Genomic DNA, 20,575 nt, shown 5'->3' on the forward strand with positions numbered 1-20,575 from the left:
GACGGCCGACGAGACCGTTACGCAGACATCACAGGCACGATGGTCGTCGACCGCCACCTTTGCCGTTGCGAAGGTGGTTATCAGATGGAAAGCTGATGATTCTTCTTGCAAGTAATTGATGTCCGGCTGACTATAAAGCGGCACAAACGGTCATGCTGGTCGTGTCGGAAGGTATCAAACCATGAAGACTTTGATCGGGCTTGCGATAGCGTTGACGGCGGTCTCGGCTTCGGCCCAGACGACGGTCGCTGGCATCGGCATGAACGCGCCGAACTCCAGCACTTTTCAGTCGGGCGTGGCGGGTAGGAGCGGTATTGCGGAGACGCCAACCATGCGGGCGGACAAGCTCAAGCGGGCGATCGCGCTGCGAACTGAAGTAAGCGCCTGGATCAAACAGGACGGGGGCAGGCTCAGCCCCGGGCACGAACGCTACGTGCAACGAAAGGCTTGCCAGATCCTCGGGACGCAGGGCGCCACGACGGGATCGCTCGTTCCACCGAGGCGCTGCAGCCTCTAGCTGCCGGACAACCTGAAGATGAGGCCGCCGCTACTGATCGTTTCCGGCAAATATGCCGGCGCGCTGCCTAGCCGATGCTCGGCGTGGCGGGGACAGCCGCATCACCGAGGGGGCAGGTTCGCGACGTGACAAACGTTTTGGCTGAAGCAGGTCCCCGCGCATTAATGGCGACCGCATGCCGTAACCGGCGTTCATTACCGGCGCTGCCGCCGATTACCGGCAGGGGGAGGTAAGCTCGGTATCGGCAGCGACAGGTAGGGACGCGGCTTCTTCGCGGTGAGGAAAGGGGCCCTGCCATTCAGCGCGAAGAGACCGGTCGAAAGCGTCGTCTGCGTATGTCTCAAGCGCGCGGACGATCGGGGTGCCGTTTGGGGGGCGAGCGACCCCCTACGAAATTGAGCCGTCCGTCACGCGGCGTCTCCGGTGTCCGGGGCGAGCAGGCGCGCGAAGGCCGCGAGCAGGTCCCGACGATAGTGCGTCTGCAGCGGCCCCGGTACCGCGTCGAAGCCGTGAACGCCGCCGGGATAGACGTGCAGCTCGGTCGGCACCGAAGCGCGCGACAATGCCAAGGCGTAAGCGACATCTTCTTCGAGAAAGAGATCGAGCGCGCCGACCGCGATGAACGTCGGGGGCAGGCCGGATACGTCGTGTGCGAGCGCCGGGCCGAACGTAGCGGGATCGGCGCTCGCGTCCGAATGTCCGCGCAGCGCGTCCCAGGCGAACCGATTGTGCCGCTCGGTCCAGACGAATTCGCCGGTCGCCGGGTTCGTGGCCGGGGCGCTCGCGGTACCGGTGCGCGGATCGAGCATCGGGTAGATCAGCACCTGCGCGCGAACGGCGAACTCCGCGCGATCGCGCACCAGCAGCGCGAGGGCGGCCGCAAGCCCGCCGCCCGCGCTCTCGCCCATGATGACGATCCGGGTCGGATCGACGTTCAACGCCGCGGCATTGGCGAACAGCCAGCGCAGCCCCGCATAAGCGTCGTGCAGAGCGCTCGGATAGATATTCTCGGGTGCCAGCCGGTAGGCGCCCGCGACGACAACGGCGCCCAGTTCCTGCGCGAGCGCGGCGTTCGCGTTCGCCGACATCTCGGGATTGCCGGCGATGAAACCGCTGGCGTGGAGAAAAAACACTGCCGGCGTCGGACCGGTCGGGCCGGACGGGCGATGGATGAGCAGGCGGACATCCGGTTCGCCTGCCAAGCCGGGAATGGTGCGCGCTTCATAGGTCGGCGCATCGGCGGCAGAGGCTTGTCCGAAGGCCGCCAGGAGATCTCGACGATATTCATCGATTGGCTGCCGGCTCGGATCGAACGCCGCGAACGCCTCGGCCAGACCGCGCGCCGAGGGGTCAACGAGATGTAGCGTGTCCATGTCAGTTCCAGTCATCGGGGTGCTCCTGCCCCCTTATATGGACCGCGCGACCGTTCTAATAATGCGCTATTATCGGTATGACGTGATGAAGGAATGTCACCAATGACCAGCCCCAGCTTCGGCGATCTCCGGTCCTTCGTCGCGGTCGCGGAAAGCGCCAGCTTCCGCCGTGCGGCGGATGCGCTGTCGGTGTCGCGATCCTCGCTCAGCCATGGCATCAAGGGGCTGGAAACCGATCTTGGCGTGCGGCTGTTTCATCGCACGACACGCAGCGTCGCGCTGACCGAAGCGGGGCAGCACTTGCTCGACCGCCTGCGGCCGATCCTGGGAGAGCTCGAAGACACGCTGGAAGATGTTGCGACATTGCGCAAGACGCCGTCTGGAACGGTGCGGATCAACGCAGCCGAGCCAGCCATTCGCCCGATCCTGCGATCCGTCGTACCGGTGCTGCTCCAGCGCTTTCCGGAGGTCAGCGTCGACCTGGTCAGCGACGGTCGGCTGGTCGATATCGTCCGCGAGGGGTTCGATGCCGGCATCCGGCTCGGCAGCATCGTGCCGCGCGATATGGTCGGGGTGAAGTTCGGCGGAGAGGCGCGCTTCGTCGCGGTCGCATCGCCCGATTATCTCGCCACACATGGCAGGCCCGAACACCCGGACGATCTGCGCGATCATGCCTGCATCCGCACGCGGTTGCCGAGCGGACGCCTCTACCGCTGGGATTTCGCCCGCGACGACCGATCGCTCAGCATCGAACCCGATGGACGGCTGATCCTCGACAGTCCGCTGCTGATGGCGGAGGCCGCGGCGGACGGCCTGGGGGTCGCCTATTTGCTCGAAAGCGTGGCGAAACCGTTTCTGGAACGCGGCGCGCTGATATCGATCTTGCCGGAGTGGTGCCCTGCAGTTCCTGGCCTGCTGCTTTATTATTCCAGCGGCCGCCGCGTGCCCGCGGCTTTGCGGGCGATGATCTCGGTCATGCAGGAAATCCTGCCACCGTAATCTGATGACGAAGGTCGGCTTCCGGCCGGGGCGGATATTTCCGGCGCTTCCCACATCTCGCCCCGGAACGAGTGTGTCTGGCCGATTGCCAACTGGCGCTTCCAGGGATGGCGCAGCAGATATCTGCCCATAGCCGGGCGATCAAGCCGGTCGCTCGCCAGCGCTCGATACTTCGATGCGATACGCGAACGCGAATGACAGGAGCGCCTCTTGAACGCGCTGCTGATCGGCCGCGTCGACCCGGATCCGCACGGTCGCACCGCCGACGCCATCTTCCAGCAGGTCGACCGCCGCCTGCTCGATCCCCGTTGCGCCAATCGCCTCGCGGGTGGCGGCAACCGCTTCCCGGTATCGCAGCGTCGGCTTGTGGATCTTGCCGACCGCGGTCAGCGGCATGGCATCGAGGATCGTGATCGCCTTAGGGATCGCCGCGCGCTCGCCGATAGCCCTGACGACGAAGTCGAGCAGCGCCGCTGCTTCGACGCTGGCATCGGCGCGCAACTGTACATAGGCGACCGGCAACTCGCCGACCCGGCGATCCGGCCGCCCTACGGCGGCCGCGATCCCGACCGCCGGATGGGAATAAAGCGCCTCCTCGATGACCGCGGGGTCGATATTGTGCCCGCCCCGGATGATCACATCCTTCGCCCGACCGGTGAGCCATAGATAGCCATCGGCATCGAACCGACCAAGATCACCGCTATTCAGCCATTTTCGTCCGTCCTTGCGATCGATCCAGGCAATCCTCTCATGCTGCGGATCGAGGTATCCGGAAAAGATGTTGGGACCGGCGATCGCCACGACGCCGATCTCTCCTGTCGCAGCATCATGCAGATAGCGGCCGTTCTGGTCGAGCAGAACGATCTCGATCCGTTGCAAGGGCAGCGCGAAACCGACCGAGCCTGGGCGATGCTCGCCATCGACAGGATTGAAGGACGCACCGCAAACCGTTTCGGTCAGGCCATAGGCTTCGCATACCGACACTTGGCAGGCCCGTTCGAAGCGATGCAGGAGTTCGGCGGACAGAGGCGATGCCGCGCAGATCGCGAAGCGAAGCGACGACAGGTCACAGCCTGCGGTCCGATATTCAAGCAGCGATACCAGCAAGGTTGGCACACCACTGAACGCGGTAACGGCGTGGCGTTCGACGATTTCCCAGAAGCGTGCGACAAGACCGGGGGCGCGATACCCCTGGGGCGTGCCCAGCAGGACCGACGCGCCTTTGAGAAATGGTACGAGGCCGGTCAGCATGACCGCATTGACGTGAAACAGCGGCAGGCCACAGAACAGCACCGAGTTCTCGTCGATCGCGGAGCCGAACATGCGCTGGATCATCCAGGCATTGGCCATCGTCTGACGATGCGTGCGCACCGCGATCTTGGGCAAGCCGGTTGTCCCGCCGGTGCAGAAGTAGGACGCGACGTCGTCGGGCGATATCTGCCGACCGCTGACGCGGCGATCGGCGGTCGCCTGCGACAGGCCCTGCGCGAAGTCGTGAACGGCAATGGGTGTCGTCGCCTCGATCAGGGTGCTGATACGCTTGAACTCCCCATTCGTCGCGGACACCAGAACGACATGTTCCACGCCGGGCGCTACCGCGAGCGCCGCAATGATTTTCGCGATGGTCGCGGGATCGACCGCCGCCGTGACCAGCACCTTCGCGCGCGCCGCGACCATCAAGCTGCCGATTGCACGCGCCTCGAGCATCGGGTTGATCGGCATGACGATTCCGGCAGCTTCGGCGCCCCATAGCGCGAAATGGGTCTCGGGCAGATTGGGCAGCAGCAGCGCCACCACGTCGGTCGCACCGACGCCGAGGCTGTCGAACAGGTTCGCGGCGCGGGTGACTTCGCGCAGCAGCGATCGATAGCCGAGTGTTCGCGTCTCGCTGTGCGTTTCGACCGTTGCGAAATACGAGATCGCGGTTCGCTCGCCGTGGCGATGCGCCGACTGGCACAGCAGGTCGTAGCTGTTGGTCGGGAAATCCTCGGGTAGTCCCGCAGCGCCGGCCGCCGCGACATCGCTGAAGGTCCGAAGCGGCGCGTCGCCAGCGTCGCCGCCCGACGATCCGCTGCCGATATGGGCGCCAGCGCTCGCATTCCCGGTTCCAGGCACGTCCATCTCCCAGCCCCCCACCACGCGTTCCGCGCTGATCACACGCCGTCGCCGTATCGCACGACCTACAAGTCATCAAAATCTCTGTAAAGTCTTACAGGCATCGATTGGGGTATCGAGGATACGAGCGGCTTCTCCATCGGAGGTGCTGGCCATGACTGCTCCGCGTTTCATGAAGGAGTGCCTCGCTTGTGAAGCGCGTGTTGTAGAGGATAGAAGCACGAATGAGCAGGAAACGCAGCACACGCGCCAATTCGACCGATGTCGCACGGCTGGCCGGCGTGTCGATCGCGGCGGTGAGCCGTGCCTTTACCCCCGGGGGCAGCATCTCGCCGGAGATGGCAGAGCGCGTCCGGACGGCGGCGCGCCAGCTCAATTACGTGCCCAACACCCTCGCCAGCAGCATCATCACCCGCCGCACCAACATCGTCGCGCTGTTGTTCCCGCCGCTGCTGAACCAGGTCTTTGCCGCCTTGCTGTCGGAGGCGAGCCTGAGGTTGGAGGAAGTCGGCAAGCAAATCCTGCTGTTTACCCCGCTCGACGAAGATGATTTCGATCGCACTCTGCAGCGCATGCTCGAATTCCAGGTGGATGCGATCGTGGTGGGGGCCGCCCCCATCTCGAGCCGCATGGCCGCGCTGTGCCTCGGTCGCGACGTGCCGGTTGTGATGTTGGGGCGCCATGTACCCAACCTTTCGGTACACAGTGTGCGCGGCAATGCCGACGATGCGGGCACCAAGGCGGCGGATCTTTTGCTGCGCGGCGGCGGCCGGCGTTTCGGCATCATCAGCGGCCCACAGACCTTTTCGAAGATCGTGGAACGACAGAAGGCGATCGTGCGCCACCTCGCCCTGAAAGGCGCGCAGGATGAACTTCCGGTAGCGGACGGCAAGATGACCTACGACGGTGGCTATGCCGCCGCGCTCGAGCTCATGCGCGGCGACGATCCGCCGGATTCGGTGTTCGGACTTACCGACATCATGGCGATCGGGGCAATGGACGCGATTCGGCACGAATTGGGCCTGCGCATCCCGGAAGATGTCGCGGTGATCGGCTTCGACGACATCGCCGAGGCGGCCCATAAGAGTTACGATCTGACGACGGTTAGAACGCCGGTGCGCCAGATGGTCCAGCACATGCTGACCCTGATCGAGCCCGGTGCTGGTCTCGGCGAGCCGCAAACCATAGAAATCGACGCGCAGTTGATCGTTCGCGGATCGACCCGCGCCGTACCAGCGGCGTAGCGCGACCCTTCCGACGCGTCTTCGGTTACAGTGGCTGTTCGGTCTCGCGATATTGCACAATCGCCCCAGTCCTGCTAGCCATGTAAATATATACAAAAAGCGATGGGGAGAGGCGACGTGAAGAGGGCTCCACAGCTGTTGGGCGCAATCGGTGTTTCGCTGTTCGCGATCGCCGACGCGTCGGCCCAGGAAGCGCCGTTACCGGCGACTGCCGCTCCATCGTCCGGTCAGAACGACGACGGACCGATACGCGATATCATCGTGACGGCGACTCGTCGGGATGAGCATATTCATGACGTTCCGGGCGCAGTGAGCGCGGTGAGCGGCGCGTTCCTCGACAGCATCAACGCGAAGAGCCTTGTCGACTTTGCGGCGTTCACCCCCGGGGTCAGCTTCCAGCAGACATCGCCCAATACCAATCAGGTCGTCATTCGCGGCGTCACTACGGGCACACAGCTCAACAGCGCGATCGGTCTCTATCTCGACGACGTGCCGATCGGATCGAGCACCCCGTTCGGTGCCGGGGCACAGGCGATCAATGTCGGCTTGTTCGATCTGCAGCGCGTCGAAGTGCTTAGCGGTCCGCAGGGCACCTTGTTCGGCGCCAATGCGCTCGGGGGTACGCTTCGCTACATCACCGAAGCGCCGAGCCTTGCCCGAATGTCGGGCCAAATCGAGGGCGAGGGGAGTTATACGACGCATGGCCAGGCGGGAGGAGCGATCCGCGCGGCACTGAATGCGCCGCTTGGTGACGACATTGCCATTCGCCTCGACGGCACGGCGGAAAAGGACCCGGGCTATGTCGATGACCCGACCCATGGCCGCAACAACCTCGGCGACGCGCGGCTGTTCGAAGGGCGCGGTGCACTCCTGTTTCAGGTCACGCCAACACTGAGTGTCCAGCTCAATGGTTTTGCCGAAAGCATCAAGAGCAACGGCTATGACGTCGGTATGCGAGACCCGATAACCCACCAGCCGACCGCGGGCGCCTATAACCAATCCTTCGCGTCCGAGACGCCGTCGCAATCCGAACTCTATCTCGGCAGCGGCGTGATCCGCTGGGATCTCGGGGGCATCAATCTCACATCGATCACTGCCTACCAGCGAACCAGGAACCAGAGCGCGAGCGACTATGGCGTTGCCTATAGCGCGATCCTGAGCGCGGCCCTCGGCCCGGCTGGCGTCAATCCGTATGTCCTCGTCACCGACGCGACCACCAAACGCTTCACTCAGGAGGTCAGGCTGGCATCGGCGAGCGGGCGGACCTTCGAATGGGTCGCCGGCGGGTTCTTCTCCAATGAGAAGACCGGCGAACAGGTCGCCATCAGAAACAATGCCGATCCCGATGGCGCACTATTCGGCCTGTCGATCGGCCGGTTCGACCTGCCGAGCACGGCGCGGGATTTCGCGTTGTTCGCGAACGCGACGGTGCATTTCAGCGCGACCTTCGATGTGACGGTCGGTGGGCGGCAGACGTGGAGTCACCAGATCTTTTCGTCGAGCGGCACTGGCCTGGTGGTCAATCCGCTGGCGCCGGCCACGCCGGTACTGGGCAGCGGCACGTCGGATCAATCGGTGCAGACCTATTTGTTCAACGCGCGCTATCGCCCCACGAAGGCGACCTTGATCTATGTCCGGGTGGCGAGCGGCTATCGGCCCGGCGGACCCAATCTTCAGACCGGCGGCGCCGGCTCGGGCAACCAGACCTTCGCCTCGGACACGTTGTGGAACTACGAGCTCGGCGTGAAGCAGACCCTCGGACGCGGCTTTCTCAACCTCAGCGGCTATCATATCGACTGGACCAACATCCAGCAGGTGCGCAACATCGGCGGCGTCAATCAGCTGGTGAACGCCGGCAATGCGCGGATCAACGGGGCCGAAGCGTCGCTCTCCTACCCGGTGCTACCGGGGCTGACCACGCTGCTGACCGCCGCCTATACCGATGCCAAGCTGACCACCGTGGCGCCCTTGCTGGGCCTCGACTACGAAGGCGCGCGGCTGCCGCTCTCTCCCAAGTTCAGCTTCGCGCTTGCCGCGAACTATATCTTCGATCTTTCGGCGGCGGCGAAGGGCGCGGCGAACGTCACGCTGCGCCATGTCGGGTCGCGCAATTCGGGCTATCCCGGCAGCACGGTTTCGCTTCCCTATGAGCTTGCAAGCTACAATCTGGTAGACGCCAACCTGACTCTGCGTCTGGCCGATAGCTGGCGTGTCAGCCCGTACATCAAAAACCTGTTCGACGTGCGCGGCGAGGTTTCGGCGAACACCATCACCAATCAGTTCGTGCCGAATGCGCCGGTTCCGGTCACGCTGACGCAGCCGAGAACGTTCGGCCTCGTTATTGGCAAAAGCTTTTGACCCGGTCTGCGATCCTGTCGACCATCGGGACGATGCTATGACTCCAGCTCTCCGGCCCGATGTCCGCGCTTTTCTCGACCTCGTTTCAGCCAGCCCGCTTGCCAGGCTGGGCGACTATGGGATCGAGGAAGCGCGCGCGATCTCGAACCAGATGCGCTCCCCGCCGCCGGATCCCGGATCGGTGCGCGTCAGCGATACCAGTTTCACACATCCGGGTGGCGATATCGCGTTGCGATGCTACGATCCGGGCACCAGTCACACGTCGACGCCGCTGATGGTGTATTTCCATGGCGGTGGCTTCGTGATGGGCGACCTCGACTCCCATCATCAACTCTGCCTCACGCTCGCCGCGGGCGTGGGATTGCCGCTGGTTTCAGTCGCATACCGGCTCGCCCCCGAAAACCCTTGGCCGGCGGCACCCGACGACGCCGCGGCGGCGGCGCGTTGGCTGGCGGTGCACGGCGCCGAACTGTTCGATACCGAGACGACGGGGCTGGTGCTGGCGGGCGACAGCGCCGGCGCGAACCTCGCCGCCGTCACGGCGCGCGCGCTCGCCGACACGCCGGCCGCGTGCCCGGTGCTCGCGCAATGCCTGCTCTACCCGTGCGTCTCGCTCGATCCCACGACGCGCTCGATGCGCGAAAATGGCGAAGGCCTCTTCCTCACCAGGACCGCGCTCGACTGGTTCACGGCGCACTACCGTGCCCCGTCCGACAGCCCGCGCTACAATTTGCTCGCGTTCGATCAGGCGGGGATGCCACCCACCTTGCTCGTCACCGCGGAATTCGATCCGCTACGCGACGAGGGCCGCGCCTATGCAGCGCGGCTAGCGGAAGCCGGCGTGTCGGTCACCTATCAGGAGGTGCGCGGACATATCCACGGCTGCTTCGGTTTCGCGCCCGCCATCCGTTCGACCAAACGGGATGTCGATCGGGCGATCGCCGCGCTTGGCGTCCTCCTTTCCTGACGCCGCGAGCTATCCCAGGTGACAGACCATCCCGACCGACTGGAGAGTGAAATGGATATTGTGCTTCCCAAGGCCACCAAGGACCGGGACGACGTCGCGCGCACCTTCGCGCACCTCGCCAATCTCGTCAGCGAGACGCCGCCGGCCGGCGCCGATCCGATCGCGTTCATGCGCGCTCAGGTCGAACGCTATGGCGCGGCCGAACCGGTTTCGGTTCCCGCCGATGTTGAGGTGCGCCCCGTTTCGGTGGACGGGATCGGCGCCGAATGGCTTCTGCCCGCGGGCTGGAAGCAGGGGCCGCATGCCCGCTTGGTCTATCTCCATGGTGGCGCATGGGCCGCAGGTAGCCTGAACAGCCATCGGCCGCTCGCGGCATCGCTGGCCAAGCGGCTCGGCTATCCGGTGCTGCTGGTCGCCTATGCCCTGGCGCCGGAGCACCCGTTCCCCGCTGGATTGAACGACTGCGCGGCGGCGCTCGCCTGGGCGCGCACCAACGGCCCCGAGGGCGAGGGCGCGACTGCCTCGCTGTTCCTGGCGGGGGACTCGGCGGGCGGCAATTTCGCCGCCGCCGCGACCGTCAAGGGCATCGTGGAAGGGGGGGAGGTACCCGATCGGTTGCTGCTGTTGTCGGGGGCGCTCGAACTCTCCCACAATGAGGGGCGAGCGGGGATCATCGATCCGCTCAATAGCTTTGCGCGGCAAGAGGCGCAGTTCGAGGGGATCCATTTTCTGTACCTTCAGGAACGTGCCCAACCCTCCGATCCGCTGGTCTCGCCGCTTCAGGCGTCAGATGCTACGATTGCGCGATTTCCGCCGACGCTGCTGCAGGTCAGCAACAGCGAATTCCTCTTGTGGGATGGGCAGCATTTTGCCGCGAAGCTGATCGCCGGCGGCGTGCGGACGCAGTTGAGCGTGTGGGCCGGACTGCCGCATGTCTGGCAAATTTTCCCGTCTCTTCCCGAAACCGATGCGGCGCTGGGCGAGGCGGCGACGTTCCTCAAACCGTAAGGCGGCCGACCTGCCGTTCGCGGGGCGCTCCTAAGTGCGTTTGAAACACCAGGATCGATGAGCGAGGGACGACGGACTAGCAGACCCTCGCATCATCGGGCGGCCACGCACCTCGTGCTAGGAATAGGTTTATTTCAAATCGGCTAAAGAACTGCTGTTCCTGAACGGCCTTACGCCCACAGTTGCGACGATGACGAGGACGCGCTCCAACACTTGGGAGATTGTTGGGTGCCCATCTGAGAATAATAAACCGCGTTCGACGATAAGCCGCGCACATATCGTGGGATCACCTTTGCGCGCGGCATAATCAGCCAGAGGTGCATCGGCGACTGCCATACCTCACGAGGACGGATCAATCGGTATGGGCGACGACACGGATTTCGATAAGCTGGTCTGGATAGAAAAGCCCCGTGGTCCCGATCACTGTTCCCGCTGGCCGATGATCGCCCAGATACGCCTGGAGTATAGGAATGAGCGGATCGGATTGCTTGCGCGGGTCGGTCAGGTACACCACCAATTCGGAGATGTTCGATCGCTTGAGCTTGAAGCCCGCCAGCACTCGGTCGATATTCGCGAGAGTCGTCCGAGCTTGCGTCGCAAAATCACCTACGCCGACGAATTTACCTTTTTCATCGTGCGAGAACTGGCCCGAGATATAGATTGTGTCGTTGATGCGGTAGCCTTGGCTGATAACCGTGTTCGCCTCGGGCGATCCCGAGCCGAAATTGAACGTCTCAACTTGGATGCGGGATTTGCCGTGCTCCCGCTTGGCGCACGCTCGGCGGCTTGCGCGGTGCCGTTCATGATGGAACCCGCAACCAGGACCGCGGCGAAGATTTTTGAAGGTATCATATTGAGTGTCCTTGTGGTGTTTGCTTGACCGAGCCGGAGAAGGAAGGGTGCGCTAAGCGCGTTCCGGTTATGGCGGCGTTTGTTGCTTGCGAGATATCGACCGACATGCATCCCCGCGTCGCACGGGATCATCGCGTCAATTTACGTTCTGCAACCGCCCCCGGGCGGCTAGGCTCTGCGCCAGCAGCACGGTCGATACCGCCAGCAGTACGATGTCCTTGAGCAGAAACAGTCCGTTGGCCGACAGGATCGGTGCGTGTCCGGGGACAAAGACCCCCGGTGTCGTGAACAGAAAGCTGAGGGTGGTGAGAAAAGATCCCACGCCGCCCACGCCGCCCAGGACAGCCACGATCGAACCCGGTCGCCAGAATGCGACAGCCAGCATCGCCCCAAAGAGCAGTTCGAAACACCCGATTACCCTACTTGCCCCCTCGATTCCGAGACCGCCGAGCCACGAGATGAACGGGCTGTTGGCGATAAGTGGCACGACCGCTTGCGCCTCGGGAAGGGTGAATTTCTGTAGACCGAAGATCACGAAAATCAGGACCAGCGTAAACCGCAGAAAGAGCATCGCCCGCTGTTCAATCGCGCTTTGACCCTCGATATTTCCAATATTCATCACGACCCCTCAACGCTCTCGCAGCAGGATCCGTGTGGTCTTTCGTCGATAGCGGCGCAGACGGTACTGTCCGGCGTCCGCTTGCAAATGCTGTCGATCATCCGAGGATCCGCCTATATACGTAGCGTATGTGGATAAATGCCTGCATATGCCTCGCCTGTCAATCCGCATACGCACCGTATGTGTAATCCACTTCCGGCGTGAGAGGCGGCGCAGGCCCTGACCGATGGGTCGGCGCCAGAGGAGAGGCGGCCTCGACATCGACCGGCTTCATCACGCGGGCGGCGATCGACTCGGCGACTGCCCGCATCGTGATGGCCAGGCAGGCGGCCTGGCTCGGCCACGTCGACGGGTCGCCGAGAAAGGCGGGCCCGTCCAGCAAGACGATCCGACGTACCTCGGGATCCAGCGCCATCACGACATACGCCTCGCCCTCAGCCAGCAGACCCGCCCGGGCGTCTGCGGCCGATGCGCCCGCTTGTCGGGCGCACTCGGCCATCTCGCCATCGATCTGAGCGACGACAGCGGCAAGCAAACCCGTCTTGTCGCCAAAGCCACGATAGAGGGCTCCGCGCGTGAGGCCGACCTGCGCGGTGAGAGCGTCCATCGACGCGGCGGCAAAACCCGATGTTGCGAACGCCTTACGCGCTGCCCCGATCGGCTTGACGCGGTTTTCCTCCATGGTTTCGGCGCGGCGTTTGACAACCAAAGACATCTCTTATTTCGCATACACCTCGTATCTGGATTTGACGGGCAGGCCATATCTGTGCTTTACATACGCGACGTATCTGGATGCGCCGATTTCGTTGGAATGTCCAACGCAGTGGGTAGGGCAGGTTTACCCCTGCATAAAAAGGATCATGTTATGACCAAGCGTGAAGCAGTGTTTCCTGCCAACCGGCATGCTCTCTATGACGCGCACGGCTATTCCGCGGCCGTCCGATCGGGCGATTTCCTGTTCGTGTCGGGGCAGGTTGGCAGTCGCACGGACGGTACGCCCGAATCCGATTTCGAAGCGCAGGTTCGCCTGGCCTTCGCCAATCTGGAAGCCACGCTCGCAGCGGCCGGATGCACGCTTGACGACATCGTTGACGTGACGTCGTTCCATACGGACCCGGAAAACCAAATGGCCACTGTCATGGCGGTGAAAGACGAGAAGTTTCCGCAAGCCCCCTTGCCGAACTGGACCGCTCTCGGGGTCAACTGGCTTGCAGGCTTTGATTTCGAGATCAAGGTAACCGCGCGCATTCCGGCGGATCCATCAGCGTCGGTCAAACGCCGCAATCCCGCGACGATGTGGGACATGGCGTCGGGGGGATTCTCGCAGATCAGCGTCGGGGAGCCGGGGCGCATCGCCTTCCTGTCCGGGCAGATCGCGGCATCGCCTGGCAGTGTCGCCGCGCCCAAGGACGTCGCTGGTCAGGCAAAGCTCGCGACTGCCAGTCTCGCGGCCGCGCTCGAGGAGCTGGAGGCATCTGCACAGGACATCGTCATGATGCGCGTCTATGTCGTGAACGCGACGACCGAAGCGTTCCAGCAGGTCCTGACCGCGCTGCGCGACCTGCTTGGGGACGCGAAGCCGAGCATGACCACGATCGGCGTCCAGGCGCTCTATACGCCGGAGATATTGGTCGAAATCGAAATGGCGGTGCGACTCCCCTGACGAGGCAGAGAGCGACACGCCACCGGCCTTCGGGGGCGTGTCGCAGGCAGACGCGCATGACCGGTGGGTCCCGACGGAGCGTTTCATCATGGGCTTTGGACACGCCAAACTGCATAGGGCGATCCCCCGCACTCGACGCTAAGCAGGTCCGGGTGGGCTGGCGCGTCGATCGGCGCACAATGGGGCGGGATATCTGAAGGACGTCAAATGAGCAGCATGACGACGCGTAGGAACGTCCTAGTAACGGGAGCGAACGGTTACATAGGCGGGGCCGTCGCCAGGGCATTCCGCCGCGCGGGTTGGAGAACCTATGGGCTCGTCCGCCGCCCCGAGGCGGTTGCCGACCTGGCGCGCAACGAAATCCACCCGATCATCGGCACGCCCGAGGACACCACGTTCCTCGATCATGTCGGCGACGTGGCCTTCGACGTCGTCGTCTCGAACACCGAAGATTTCGCCAACTATCGCAGCCACCTCGCGAAGGTCGGCGACATGTTCGAGGAGATTGGCCGCCGCAGCATGCGCGCGGGGGGGCGGCCGCTGATGATGTTCTCGAGCGGTTGCAAGGACTATGGGGTGATGGCGGAAAATGATGGCGATCCGGGGCTCGCCCCACACGTCGAGACGAGCCCGATCACGCCACCCGAGTTCCTGATCCCGAGGGCGTCTTTCGGCCAGTCATTGCTCGAAAGGCACAGTGACCTTTACGACGCGACGGTCCTCAGACCAACCAACGTTTACGGCTACGCTTCGAGCTATTACGGTCGATTGTTCGAACACGCGGCAGCGAGTGCATCGACCTTTCTCATCTATGGCAGCCCGCGCGCCATCATGGATGCGCTGCATGTCGACGATTGTGCCGATGCCTATGTTGCGCTTGCGGAGCATCAGCGAGGAGGGGTCGCGGGAGAAGCCTTCAACATCTCCAGCGTGCGCTATGACACAGCCGGCGAGATCAGCGCGGCAGTCGCCCGTTCCTACGGGCTGACCCCGCAGTTCCAGCCTGTGCCGCCCGACCTTCCGCGCTTTTCCGTCCACGGCCTGGCGAACTTCTCGCAATGGGTTTCGTCCGACAAGCTGCGCGCTTTAACCGGTTGGCGAGACCGCCGACCAGCTTTCCCCGCCGGCATCGATGAATACCGCCTTGCCTACGAAGCAGCGGCTTCGCCACATCCCATCACTCCGCTGTGAGCATCAGCTGCGGGCGCGACCTATTCCGCGCGGTCCGCCTCGCGAGCGATGTAGCTGACGATGCGATGGGCTGGTCCACCGGGCAGAGCTAGCTACCGCTTTGTCCGCGTCGCCAAGGGGATCGAATTTATGGGTCCTGCCCGTAAGGCCTCGCCCTCAGGCCGGTCCAAGCGCGAAAAACCTCCTATATTCGGGTTTCACGGCCGCCAGGATGGCGGACGTCACGGGGACGGTGATGTCGAAGCTCCCCTGCGCATACGGTCCTGCCTCGTAAGGCGGTAGGAGGAAGCCGATACGGTCGAATGCTCGTCCCGTCGTAGATCCCAGGATCAGCGCCTCCTTGCTCGGGTCGGGGCAGGGGCTGTATTCGGGCTCCCCCGGCGTGTCGCGACGAGCGTTCAGCTTCTGGCAGAAGGCCGACGTGACGGAGCGCTTCAGCGCATCGGGGCTTGAAAAGAAGGCGATCGGCGGCCGGCGCAGCTTCGCCGCCTTGTCCCAGACCAAAGCCGCGTAGCTGGCGTTGCCATGCGCGCCGCCGCTATAGTCGTAGCGCTCCTCCGAAAGGCTCAGGAAGCGCGGGAGATCGCTCACCACCTTCCATACGCGACTGGTCCGGTAGGGATCGTATTGCCGGTGGGTGGCGGCTGCATCACGCTTCTCGGCGGCGGCCTCGGCCGCGGCCGCCGCGCGCAACCGGTGCCGCTCGCCCGCGAACCACCCACGCAGCGCCGGATAGGCGTTCGCCTGCGGCGGAACGCTATAGGTAAATGCGTTGAGCGGAGCTGCCATTGCCGGCCCTGCTGGGAGGAGAAGTGACGCTAGCATCAGCCGAATTCGCATGGTTCGTTCGCTCCGCTTGCTAATTTTGGGTGCAATGGCACCAGAGACGATCTGCTTACCGTGCCCGCGCCCTTCAAGAGCCTGTTTGATTGCCGCAAGTGACCTGCGAGCGGCCAGATATAATCCATGCCGACGGACAGTTCTTTGGCATGACCGAAGACGATATCATGACGCACCCCATGCCGCGCGCGCCTCGCGGACAGCCTCGACAAGGACTTCCTTGAGGTGACGGCTCGCGTCGTGCTCCTGTTGGCTTGCCAGGGCTGCCGCACGCAGCGTGTTACGGCGGGCGGTCCAGGCCGAGCCCGCGCATACTTCGTCCGCCCAGCTTACCGCACGATCGACATAACCGTTGGCGGTCTGTGCGATCCCGTCGGTTTCCCCGATCTGCCGGAGGAGCCCCGCCGCCAGGCGCTGACGGAGGAACGCGCCCTCCAGGGTCACAATCGGCAGGCCGCGCTGCACCGCCTGGAGCGCGGTGGTGTAACCCGAGAACGCGGGACAATCGAGGTAAACGTCCATCGCATCGAGAAACCCGTTGAACAGTCTTGGCGGCATCCACGGCGTGAACCGCAGATATCGCGCGGGATCTAGCCCCGCATTCTCGAACGCGCGTTCGAGCCGGGCGCGCAATTTCTCTCCCGCCCACGCGCGATGACGGGGCATGACCAGCCAGAACTCGCACAGCCCGCTCTGCGCTGCGATCCTCGCGATCAACTGGTCATCTGCAGGATCGAATTTTCCCGGCTGCTGACACAGGGCAAATCGGACCGTGCCGGAGACCCCGGACGGTCCGTCCCAGGGCTCGACCTCATGCTCGATCACATCGTTCGACACGCCAGTTTCCGGGAGGCGTACGAGACGTTCGGAATAGTGCTGGTCGCCCGCGCCCGGCTCGAGCAGAGCGCCACTGAGAAAAATGTCTATGGTAGGGAGGCCGGTTGTGACGGGATGCCCCCAACCGGCGGCCTGAACAGGCGCGAGCCGATGCGCGGCCAGCGCACCGACGATCGGGTCCATTCCGACTTCTGGATAAAGAATTACGTCGTACTCGCCGCGTTTCAGGTCAGCGCGCCACTTCGCCAGGCTGCGCTGTCCGCTAACGTAGCGTGCGACGCGCGGTGCAGCCAAGGCCTCCTGCTCCGCATGCGCGATCCCGACATTGTACAGTACGATCTCGACATCCGGAGCGGGTAACCGAGCCAGCCATCCACGCAGGATGACATGCCAGACCGGATGGTCACGCAGATGTGCCGTTATGATCGCGATCCGAACGCGACTCGATCTGACGACCGGTGGGGAAGGAGGCGATCCAGGCGATGGCTCCTCGGCCGCAATTAGTCGGCCAAAGCGAACCAGATCGGTGGTGATATCGTGCGTGTAATAGGCGAGGTGGAATGGCTGATATCGGCCGGCCGCCGCCGGGATGGCGCCGGGATGCGACGCCGCCCAGGTTTCGAGCTCGGTAAGTGCGATTGTGAAGGCTCGGTGACCGGCAGCAGCTTCGGCCGGGCAGTCGACCTGTAGTGGCAAGGTCGCCAGAACGAGACCAATGCGGGCGTCGGCGCGCGCCGGAGCGAGTGCGATGGCATGCCGGTAAGCCGCGATTGCATCCGTCGATCGGCCAAGATCGCGCAGGGTGTCGGCAAGGTTGATCTGCGCATCGACGTAGTGCGGGCTGAGAGCAATTGCTTCCCGGTACTGTACCGCCGCGCCCTCCAGATCCCCCTGATCGAACAGCGCGAGCCCCAGGTTGTTATATGCTTCCGGCGTCGCGGGCTGCAGTGCAATGGCATTTCGATAGGTTGCGATCGCCGCGCTACGCCTTCCCGCGGCACGCAGGATATTGCCGCGATTGACGTATCGGGCGGGATTGCGCGGACTTAGGACTATGGCCCGATCGATCGCCGCAAGGGCTTGGTCCAGAAATCCTTGCTGCTGAAGGGTGATGGCGTGCGCGGCGTGGGCGTCTGCGTGATCGGGTTGCAGCGCGATTGCTCGCTGAAAGGCCCGGCTGGCGTTATCGTGGTCCTCCACGGCCTGCATCGCCATGCCGAGATTATAGTGCGCTTGCGCATGTTCCGGCTGCAACTGAATGGCGCGCCGATACGCTGCGGCGGCGTCCTCGTAACGTCGCAATCTGCTCAGCACGTTTCCGTGGTTGTTGTGAAACGCCGGGACGCTCCCGTTCCGGGAAATCGCTTGCTCGATAAGTTCGGCCGCGATCATGTTGTTGTCGCGCTGATGCTCGACCACGCCCAGCAAGTGCAAGGCATCGGCGTGGCCGGGCTGCGCCCCCAAAATCTGCCTATAGAGGACTTCAGCATCAATCAGACGCCCCGCGCGGTGGTGCGCGAGTGCCGCCGCAATAAGAGTCTCGGTGGCGTTCATGATCCAGTCCATGCGGCGAAAGGCTCGCTATTCGGGCTCAGCATGATACCTGCCCAGATTGGAGATGACCCGGATTATGCCGCGAAGCTACTGAAATAATTGTTATAAGTCGCGTTTGAATAAACCGTTGAAATAGCAGGCTTGCGGATCGAGGGATGTCCAGCACCGAGCTGGACGTCAGGGTCGCCACGGGTGGATCGGTCCTTCGCCTCAAGATGAATGAAAGTCCGCCTCCAGGCGAAAAGGGGACCGGCAGAAACCGACCTATCGCTTCGAAAAACGCTGAATAGCTGTGCTGAATACGAACAACACCAGTCGGCCCTTGGCCCAGAACTAAACGAGGAGCGCGAACAGGTGGGGGAGGACGCGCATTTTCATCCGGCGCGAAAAGGTCTCCCGACGTCGCAGGGCATCCGTTACCCAAACCGCCGTCTTTGATACCGATAACCACTCGCGATGAGGGTTAAGTCGTTGAAGGTGGTGGACGCACTTGGGCTCGAACCAAGGACCCGCTGATTAAGAGTGCGTCAGTCTTAGTTAAATATCAAACACTTAGCTGCATTCGTGTTTAATAATTGACCACAACTACCTATTGTAATCACCATTTGGTCATGACAGCGCACAGCACTATTTCGGCCACACCGGCCATGGCCGCTTTGCGCCTAAAGTTCTGCCATTCAGCCTGCGCTTGCTCGCACCCAAAACCTGCCGTTCGTGCACTTCGCAAAGGCCGCGGCGGGAACCGCCGACTTTGTGAAGGATATCGGATGCCGGCAGGCGAACGATATCCTCCAAAGCAGGAAGCCGCGGGCAGCACGCGGTGCCTATGGGTTTTTCGGTTTTTGCCCTGCCGCGCGGGGGTCGCATCGGCCTGTGGGAAGCGCATGGGCGGGTCGGAACGTGGGGCGCAGGGGCGACGTGCCGCGTAGCTGGTGACCAGGGTCGGGGCTTGAGATCGCAGCCGGCTCGGCTGACGTTGTCGCCAACGCGAGCGGTATCGTCGCCGGAAGCACGGGACTTTCGGAGCGCGGTTGGGGCGAGCCATGCCGGGTCATGACGCGGTGGTCCCGGTTGCTGCGGAGACGTTTGGCGGTGCCCGCGGCTGTCGCCAGCGCTCGAAGGTCTCGATGACGACCATGTGCCCGCCGCAGCAGGGGCATGGCGGGCGGACATCGGTCGGCTCGTCGGGCGGCTCGTTATCGGGCGGCGGCGCAACGCCGAGCAACTGGCGGGCGTGTTCGAGGTGCGCCTTGCGGGTGGCGCCGGCGAGCAGGCCGTAATGGCGGATGCGGTGGAACCCGCGCGGCAGGACATGCAGCAGGAAGCGGCGGATGAACTCGTCCGTCGCGAGCGTCATCACCTGCTGCCGATCGGCGCCGTCGCGGCGATAGTCTTTGTAGCGCATGGTGACGCCGGCCTCGTCGAAGGCGAGCAGCCGACTGTTCGAGATCGCGACGCGGTGAGTGTAGCGCGACAGATAGGCGAGCACGGCCTGCGGCCCGGCGAACGGCGGCTTGGCGTAGACGACCCAGTTCTTTTTGCGGGCCGGGGACAGGTGGCGCAGGAACGCGCGGCGGTCGGCCAGATGCGCGAGGCTGCCGTAGAAGGCGAGCCGCCCCGATGCGTGCAGCGCCATCAGCCGGGTCAGGAACAGGCGGCCGAACAGCTTGCCCAGCACCTTGACCGGCAGCAGGAACGCCGGCCGCGAGGATATCCAGCGCGATCCGTCGCCCGGCACGATCATGTGGACATGCGGATGGTGGGTCAGCGCCGACCCCCAGGAGTGCAGCACCGCAGTGATGCCGATACGGGCGCCCAGATGCTTGGGGTCGGCGGCGATCGTGAGCATCGTCTCGGACGCGGCCTTGAACAGCAGATCGTAGACCAGCGCCTTGTTGTGGAACGCGATGTCGGCGACCTCGGCGGGCAGCGTGAACACGACATGGAAGTAGCCCACCGGCAGCAGGTCGGCCTCGCGCTCGGCGAGCCAGGCGCGCGCGGCGGCGCCCTGGCACCGCGGGCAGTGCCGGTTGCGGCAGCTGTTATAAGCAACCCGCCAGTGCCCGCAGTCGGTGCAGGCCTCGACGTGACAGCCCATGAGAGCGGTGCGGCAATGCTCGATCGCCGACATGACCTTGAGCTGGTGCAGGCTCAGGTGCCCGGCATGGCTTGCCCGATATGCGGGCCCCGCGCTGCGGAAGATGTCTGCGACCTCGAGCGATGTGCGCACCGGCTCAACCGGCGGGGATCTTCCCCTCCATCAAGCGCCATCAACCGATCGAGCGGACTGGTGACCGCGCGGATCGTACGGGTCGCCACCTTGGTGTAGAGCGCGGTCGTCTCGAGCTTGCTGTGCCCGAGCAAGACCTGGATGACGCGGATATCGACGTCCTGTTCGAGCAGGTGGGTGGCGAAGCTGTGCCGCAAGGCGATCGCGT

At 63.8% G+C, this 20,575-nt stretch carries 16 protein-coding genes and 1 pseudogene; 8 read left to right on the forward strand and 9 right to left on the reverse strand.

Annotated features, from left to right (window positions below):
• Positions 1 to 181 precede the first annotated feature (181 nt).
• Positions 182 to 517, forward strand: coding sequence for a hypothetical protein (locus RH90_RS13580; protein ID WP_010186264.1), 336 nt, complete (start codon positions 182 to 184; stop codon positions 515 to 517).
• Positions 518 to 924: 407 nt separating this feature from the next.
• Here RH90_RS13580 and RH90_RS13585 read toward each other — a convergent pair whose 3' ends face one another.
• Complete coding sequence (locus RH90_RS13585) at positions 925 to 1,905, reverse strand: alpha/beta hydrolase (protein ID WP_198283411.1); 981 nt, start codon at positions 1,903 to 1,905, stop codon at positions 925 to 927.
• A gap of 87 nt (positions 1,906 to 1,992) precedes the next feature.
• On the opposite strand from RH90_RS13585, the gene RH90_RS13590 reads away from it, so the two are divergent.
• Positions 1,993 to 2,889, forward strand: coding sequence for a LysR family transcriptional regulator (locus RH90_RS13590; protein ID WP_010186266.1), 897 nt, complete (start codon positions 1,993 to 1,995; stop codon positions 2,887 to 2,889).
• A 141-nt stretch (positions 2,890 to 3,030) separates the two neighbouring features.
• Here the strand turns inward: RH90_RS13590 and RH90_RS13595 are convergent, their stop codons facing one another.
• On the reverse strand, positions 3,031 to 5,010 hold the full coding sequence (locus RH90_RS13595; RefSeq protein WP_010186267.1) for an acyl-CoA synthetase: 1,980 nt from the start codon (positions 5,008 to 5,010) through the stop codon (positions 3,031 to 3,033).
• A gap of 218 nt (positions 5,011 to 5,228) precedes the next feature.
• On the opposite strand from RH90_RS13595, the gene RH90_RS13600 reads away from it, so the two are divergent.
• The 4 genes from RH90_RS13600 (at position 5,229) to RH90_RS13615 (ending at position 10,581) form a co-directional block, all read left to right on the forward strand.
• Positions 5,229 to 6,248: a LacI family DNA-binding transcriptional regulator gene (locus tag RH90_RS13600; protein ID WP_010186268.1), complete on the forward strand. Its 1,020-nt coding sequence runs from the start codon at positions 5,229 to 5,231 to the stop codon at positions 6,246 to 6,248.
• A 117-nt stretch (positions 6,249 to 6,365) separates the two neighbouring features.
• Positions 6,366 to 8,606, forward strand: a complete 2,241-nt coding sequence (locus RH90_RS13605; RefSeq protein WP_198283412.1) for a TonB-dependent receptor — start codon at positions 6,366 to 6,368, stop codon at positions 8,604 to 8,606.
• Between the two features lie 37 nt (positions 8,607 to 8,643).
• On the forward strand, positions 8,644 to 9,573 hold the full coding sequence (locus RH90_RS13610; RefSeq protein ID WP_010186270.1) for an alpha/beta hydrolase: 930 nt from the start codon (positions 8,644 to 8,646) through the stop codon (positions 9,571 to 9,573).
• Positions 9,574 to 9,624: 51 nt separating this feature from the next.
• Positions 9,625 to 10,581: an alpha/beta hydrolase gene (locus tag RH90_RS13615; protein ID WP_010186271.1), complete on the forward strand. Its 957-nt coding sequence runs from the start codon at positions 9,625 to 9,627 to the stop codon at positions 10,579 to 10,581.
• 352 nt (positions 10,582 to 10,933) lie between these two features.
• Here the strand turns inward: RH90_RS13615 and RH90_RS24770 are convergent, their stop codons facing one another.
• From RH90_RS24770 to RH90_RS13630, 3 genes are all read right to left on the reverse strand, one after another.
• Complete coding sequence (locus RH90_RS24770) at positions 10,934 to 11,326, reverse strand: RidA family protein (RefSeq protein WP_029625317.1); 393 nt, start codon at positions 11,324 to 11,326, stop codon at positions 10,934 to 10,936.
• Positions 11,327 to 11,569: 243 nt separating this feature from the next.
• Positions 11,570 to 12,052, reverse strand: a complete 483-nt coding sequence (locus tag RH90_RS13625; RefSeq protein ID WP_010186273.1) for a DUF417 family protein — start codon at positions 12,050 to 12,052, stop codon at positions 11,570 to 11,572.
• Between the two features lie 160 nt (positions 12,053 to 12,212).
• A complete protein-coding gene (locus RH90_RS13630; RefSeq protein WP_010186274.1) occupies positions 12,213 to 12,767 on the reverse strand; it encodes a TetR family transcriptional regulator in 555 nt (184 codons plus the stop codon).
• Positions 12,768 to 12,917: 150 nt separating this feature from the next.
• Here RH90_RS13630 and RH90_RS22645 point away from each other — a divergent pair, with 150 nt between their 5' ends.
• Both RH90_RS22645 and RH90_RS13640 read left to right on the forward strand, forming a co-directional pair.
• The gene (locus RH90_RS22645) at positions 12,918 to 13,715 is read left to right on the forward strand and encodes a Rid family hydrolase (RefSeq protein WP_010186275.1); all 798 of its coding nucleotides are present in this window, start codon (positions 12,918 to 12,920) and stop codon (positions 13,713 to 13,715) included.
• Positions 13,716 to 13,922: 207 nt separating this feature from the next.
• Complete coding sequence (locus RH90_RS13640; RefSeq protein ID WP_010186276.1) at positions 13,923 to 14,906, forward strand: NAD-dependent epimerase/dehydratase family protein; 984 nt, start codon at positions 13,923 to 13,925, stop codon at positions 14,904 to 14,906.
• 156 nt (positions 14,907 to 15,062) lie between these two features.
• On the opposite strand, the gene RH90_RS13645 is transcribed toward RH90_RS13640, so the two are convergent.
• The 4 genes and pseudogenes from RH90_RS13645 to RH90_RS24305 form a co-directional block, all read right to left on the reverse strand.
• Positions 15,063 to 15,695 carry a PdaC/SigV domain-containing protein gene (locus RH90_RS13645; RefSeq protein ID WP_010186277.1) on the reverse strand — a complete coding sequence of 211 codons (633 nt, stop codon included), beginning with the start codon at positions 15,693 to 15,695 and terminating at the stop codon, positions 15,063 to 15,065.
• A 216-nt stretch (positions 15,696 to 15,911) separates the two neighbouring features.
• Positions 15,912 to 18,137 carry an O-linked N-acetylglucosamine transferase, SPINDLY family protein gene (locus RH90_RS13650; protein ID WP_157134595.1) on the reverse strand — a complete coding sequence of 742 codons (2,226 nt, stop codon included), beginning with the start codon at positions 18,135 to 18,137 and terminating at the stop codon, positions 15,912 to 15,914.
• Between the two features lie 1,051 nt (positions 18,138 to 19,188).
• Positions 19,189 to 20,367: an IS91 family transposase gene (locus tag RH90_RS13655; RefSeq protein WP_010186279.1), complete on the reverse strand. Its 1,179-nt coding sequence runs from the start codon at positions 20,365 to 20,367 to the stop codon at positions 19,189 to 19,191.
• Positions 20,368 to 20,399: 32 nt separating this feature from the next.
• Positions 20,400 to 20,564, reverse strand: a pseudogene (locus tag RH90_RS24305) (tyrosine-type recombinase/integrase); the annotation flags it as partial.
• Between the last annotated feature and the right edge of the window lie 11 nt (positions 20,565 to 20,575).

Origin of the sequence: Sphingomonas sp. PAMC 26605 (assembly GCF_000241485.1) — a bacterium.
In the GTDB taxonomy this organism is placed as follows: domain Bacteria; phylum Pseudomonadota; class Alphaproteobacteria; order Sphingomonadales; family Sphingomonadaceae; genus Sphingomonas.

What these genes read in the sequence shown, in the direction of transcription:
- RH90_RS13580 (WP_010186264.1), top strand. Translation starts at nt 182, where the DNA reads ATGAAGACTTTGATCGGGCTTGCGATAGCGTTGACGGCGGTCTCGGCT.
- RH90_RS13585 (WP_198283411.1), bottom strand. Translation starts at nt 1,905, where the DNA reads ATGACTGGAACTGACATGGACACGCTACATCTCGTTGACCCCTCGGCG.
- RH90_RS13590 (WP_010186266.1), top strand. Translation starts at nt 1,993, where the DNA reads ATGACCAGCCCCAGCTTCGGCGATCTCCGGTCCTTCGTCGCGGTCGCG.
- RH90_RS13595 (WP_010186267.1), bottom strand. Translation starts at nt 5,010, where the DNA reads ATGGACGTGCCTGGAACCGGGAATGCGAGCGCTGGCGCCCATATCGGC.
- RH90_RS13600 (WP_010186268.1), top strand. Translation starts at nt 5,229, where the DNA reads ATGAGCAGGAAACGCAGCACACGCGCCAATTCGACCGATGTCGCACGG.
- RH90_RS13610 (WP_010186270.1), top strand. Translation starts at nt 8,644, where the DNA reads ATGACTCCAGCTCTCCGGCCCGATGTCCGCGCTTTTCTCGACCTCGTT.
- RH90_RS13615 (WP_010186271.1), top strand. Translation starts at nt 9,625, where the DNA reads ATGGATATTGTGCTTCCCAAGGCCACCAAGGACCGGGACGACGTCGCG.
- RH90_RS13625 (WP_010186273.1), bottom strand. Translation starts at nt 12,052, where the DNA reads ATGAATATTGGAAATATCGAGGGTCAAAGCGCGATTGAACAGCGGGCG.
- RH90_RS13630 (WP_010186274.1), bottom strand. Translation starts at nt 12,767, where the DNA reads ATGTCTTTGGTTGTCAAACGCCGCGCCGAAACCATGGAGGAAAACCGC.
- RH90_RS22645 (WP_010186275.1), top strand. Translation starts at nt 12,918, where the DNA reads ATGACCAAGCGTGAAGCAGTGTTTCCTGCCAACCGGCATGCTCTCTAT.
- RH90_RS13640 (WP_010186276.1), top strand. Translation starts at nt 13,923, where the DNA reads ATGAGCAGCATGACGACGCGTAGGAACGTCCTAGTAACGGGAGCGAAC.
- RH90_RS13645 (WP_010186277.1), bottom strand. Translation starts at nt 15,695, where the DNA reads ATGGCAGCTCCGCTCAACGCATTTACCTATAGCGTTCCGCCGCAGGCG.
- RH90_RS13650 (WP_157134595.1), bottom strand. Translation starts at nt 18,137, where the DNA reads ATGAACGCCACCGAGACTCTTATTGCGGCGGCACTCGCGCACCACCGC.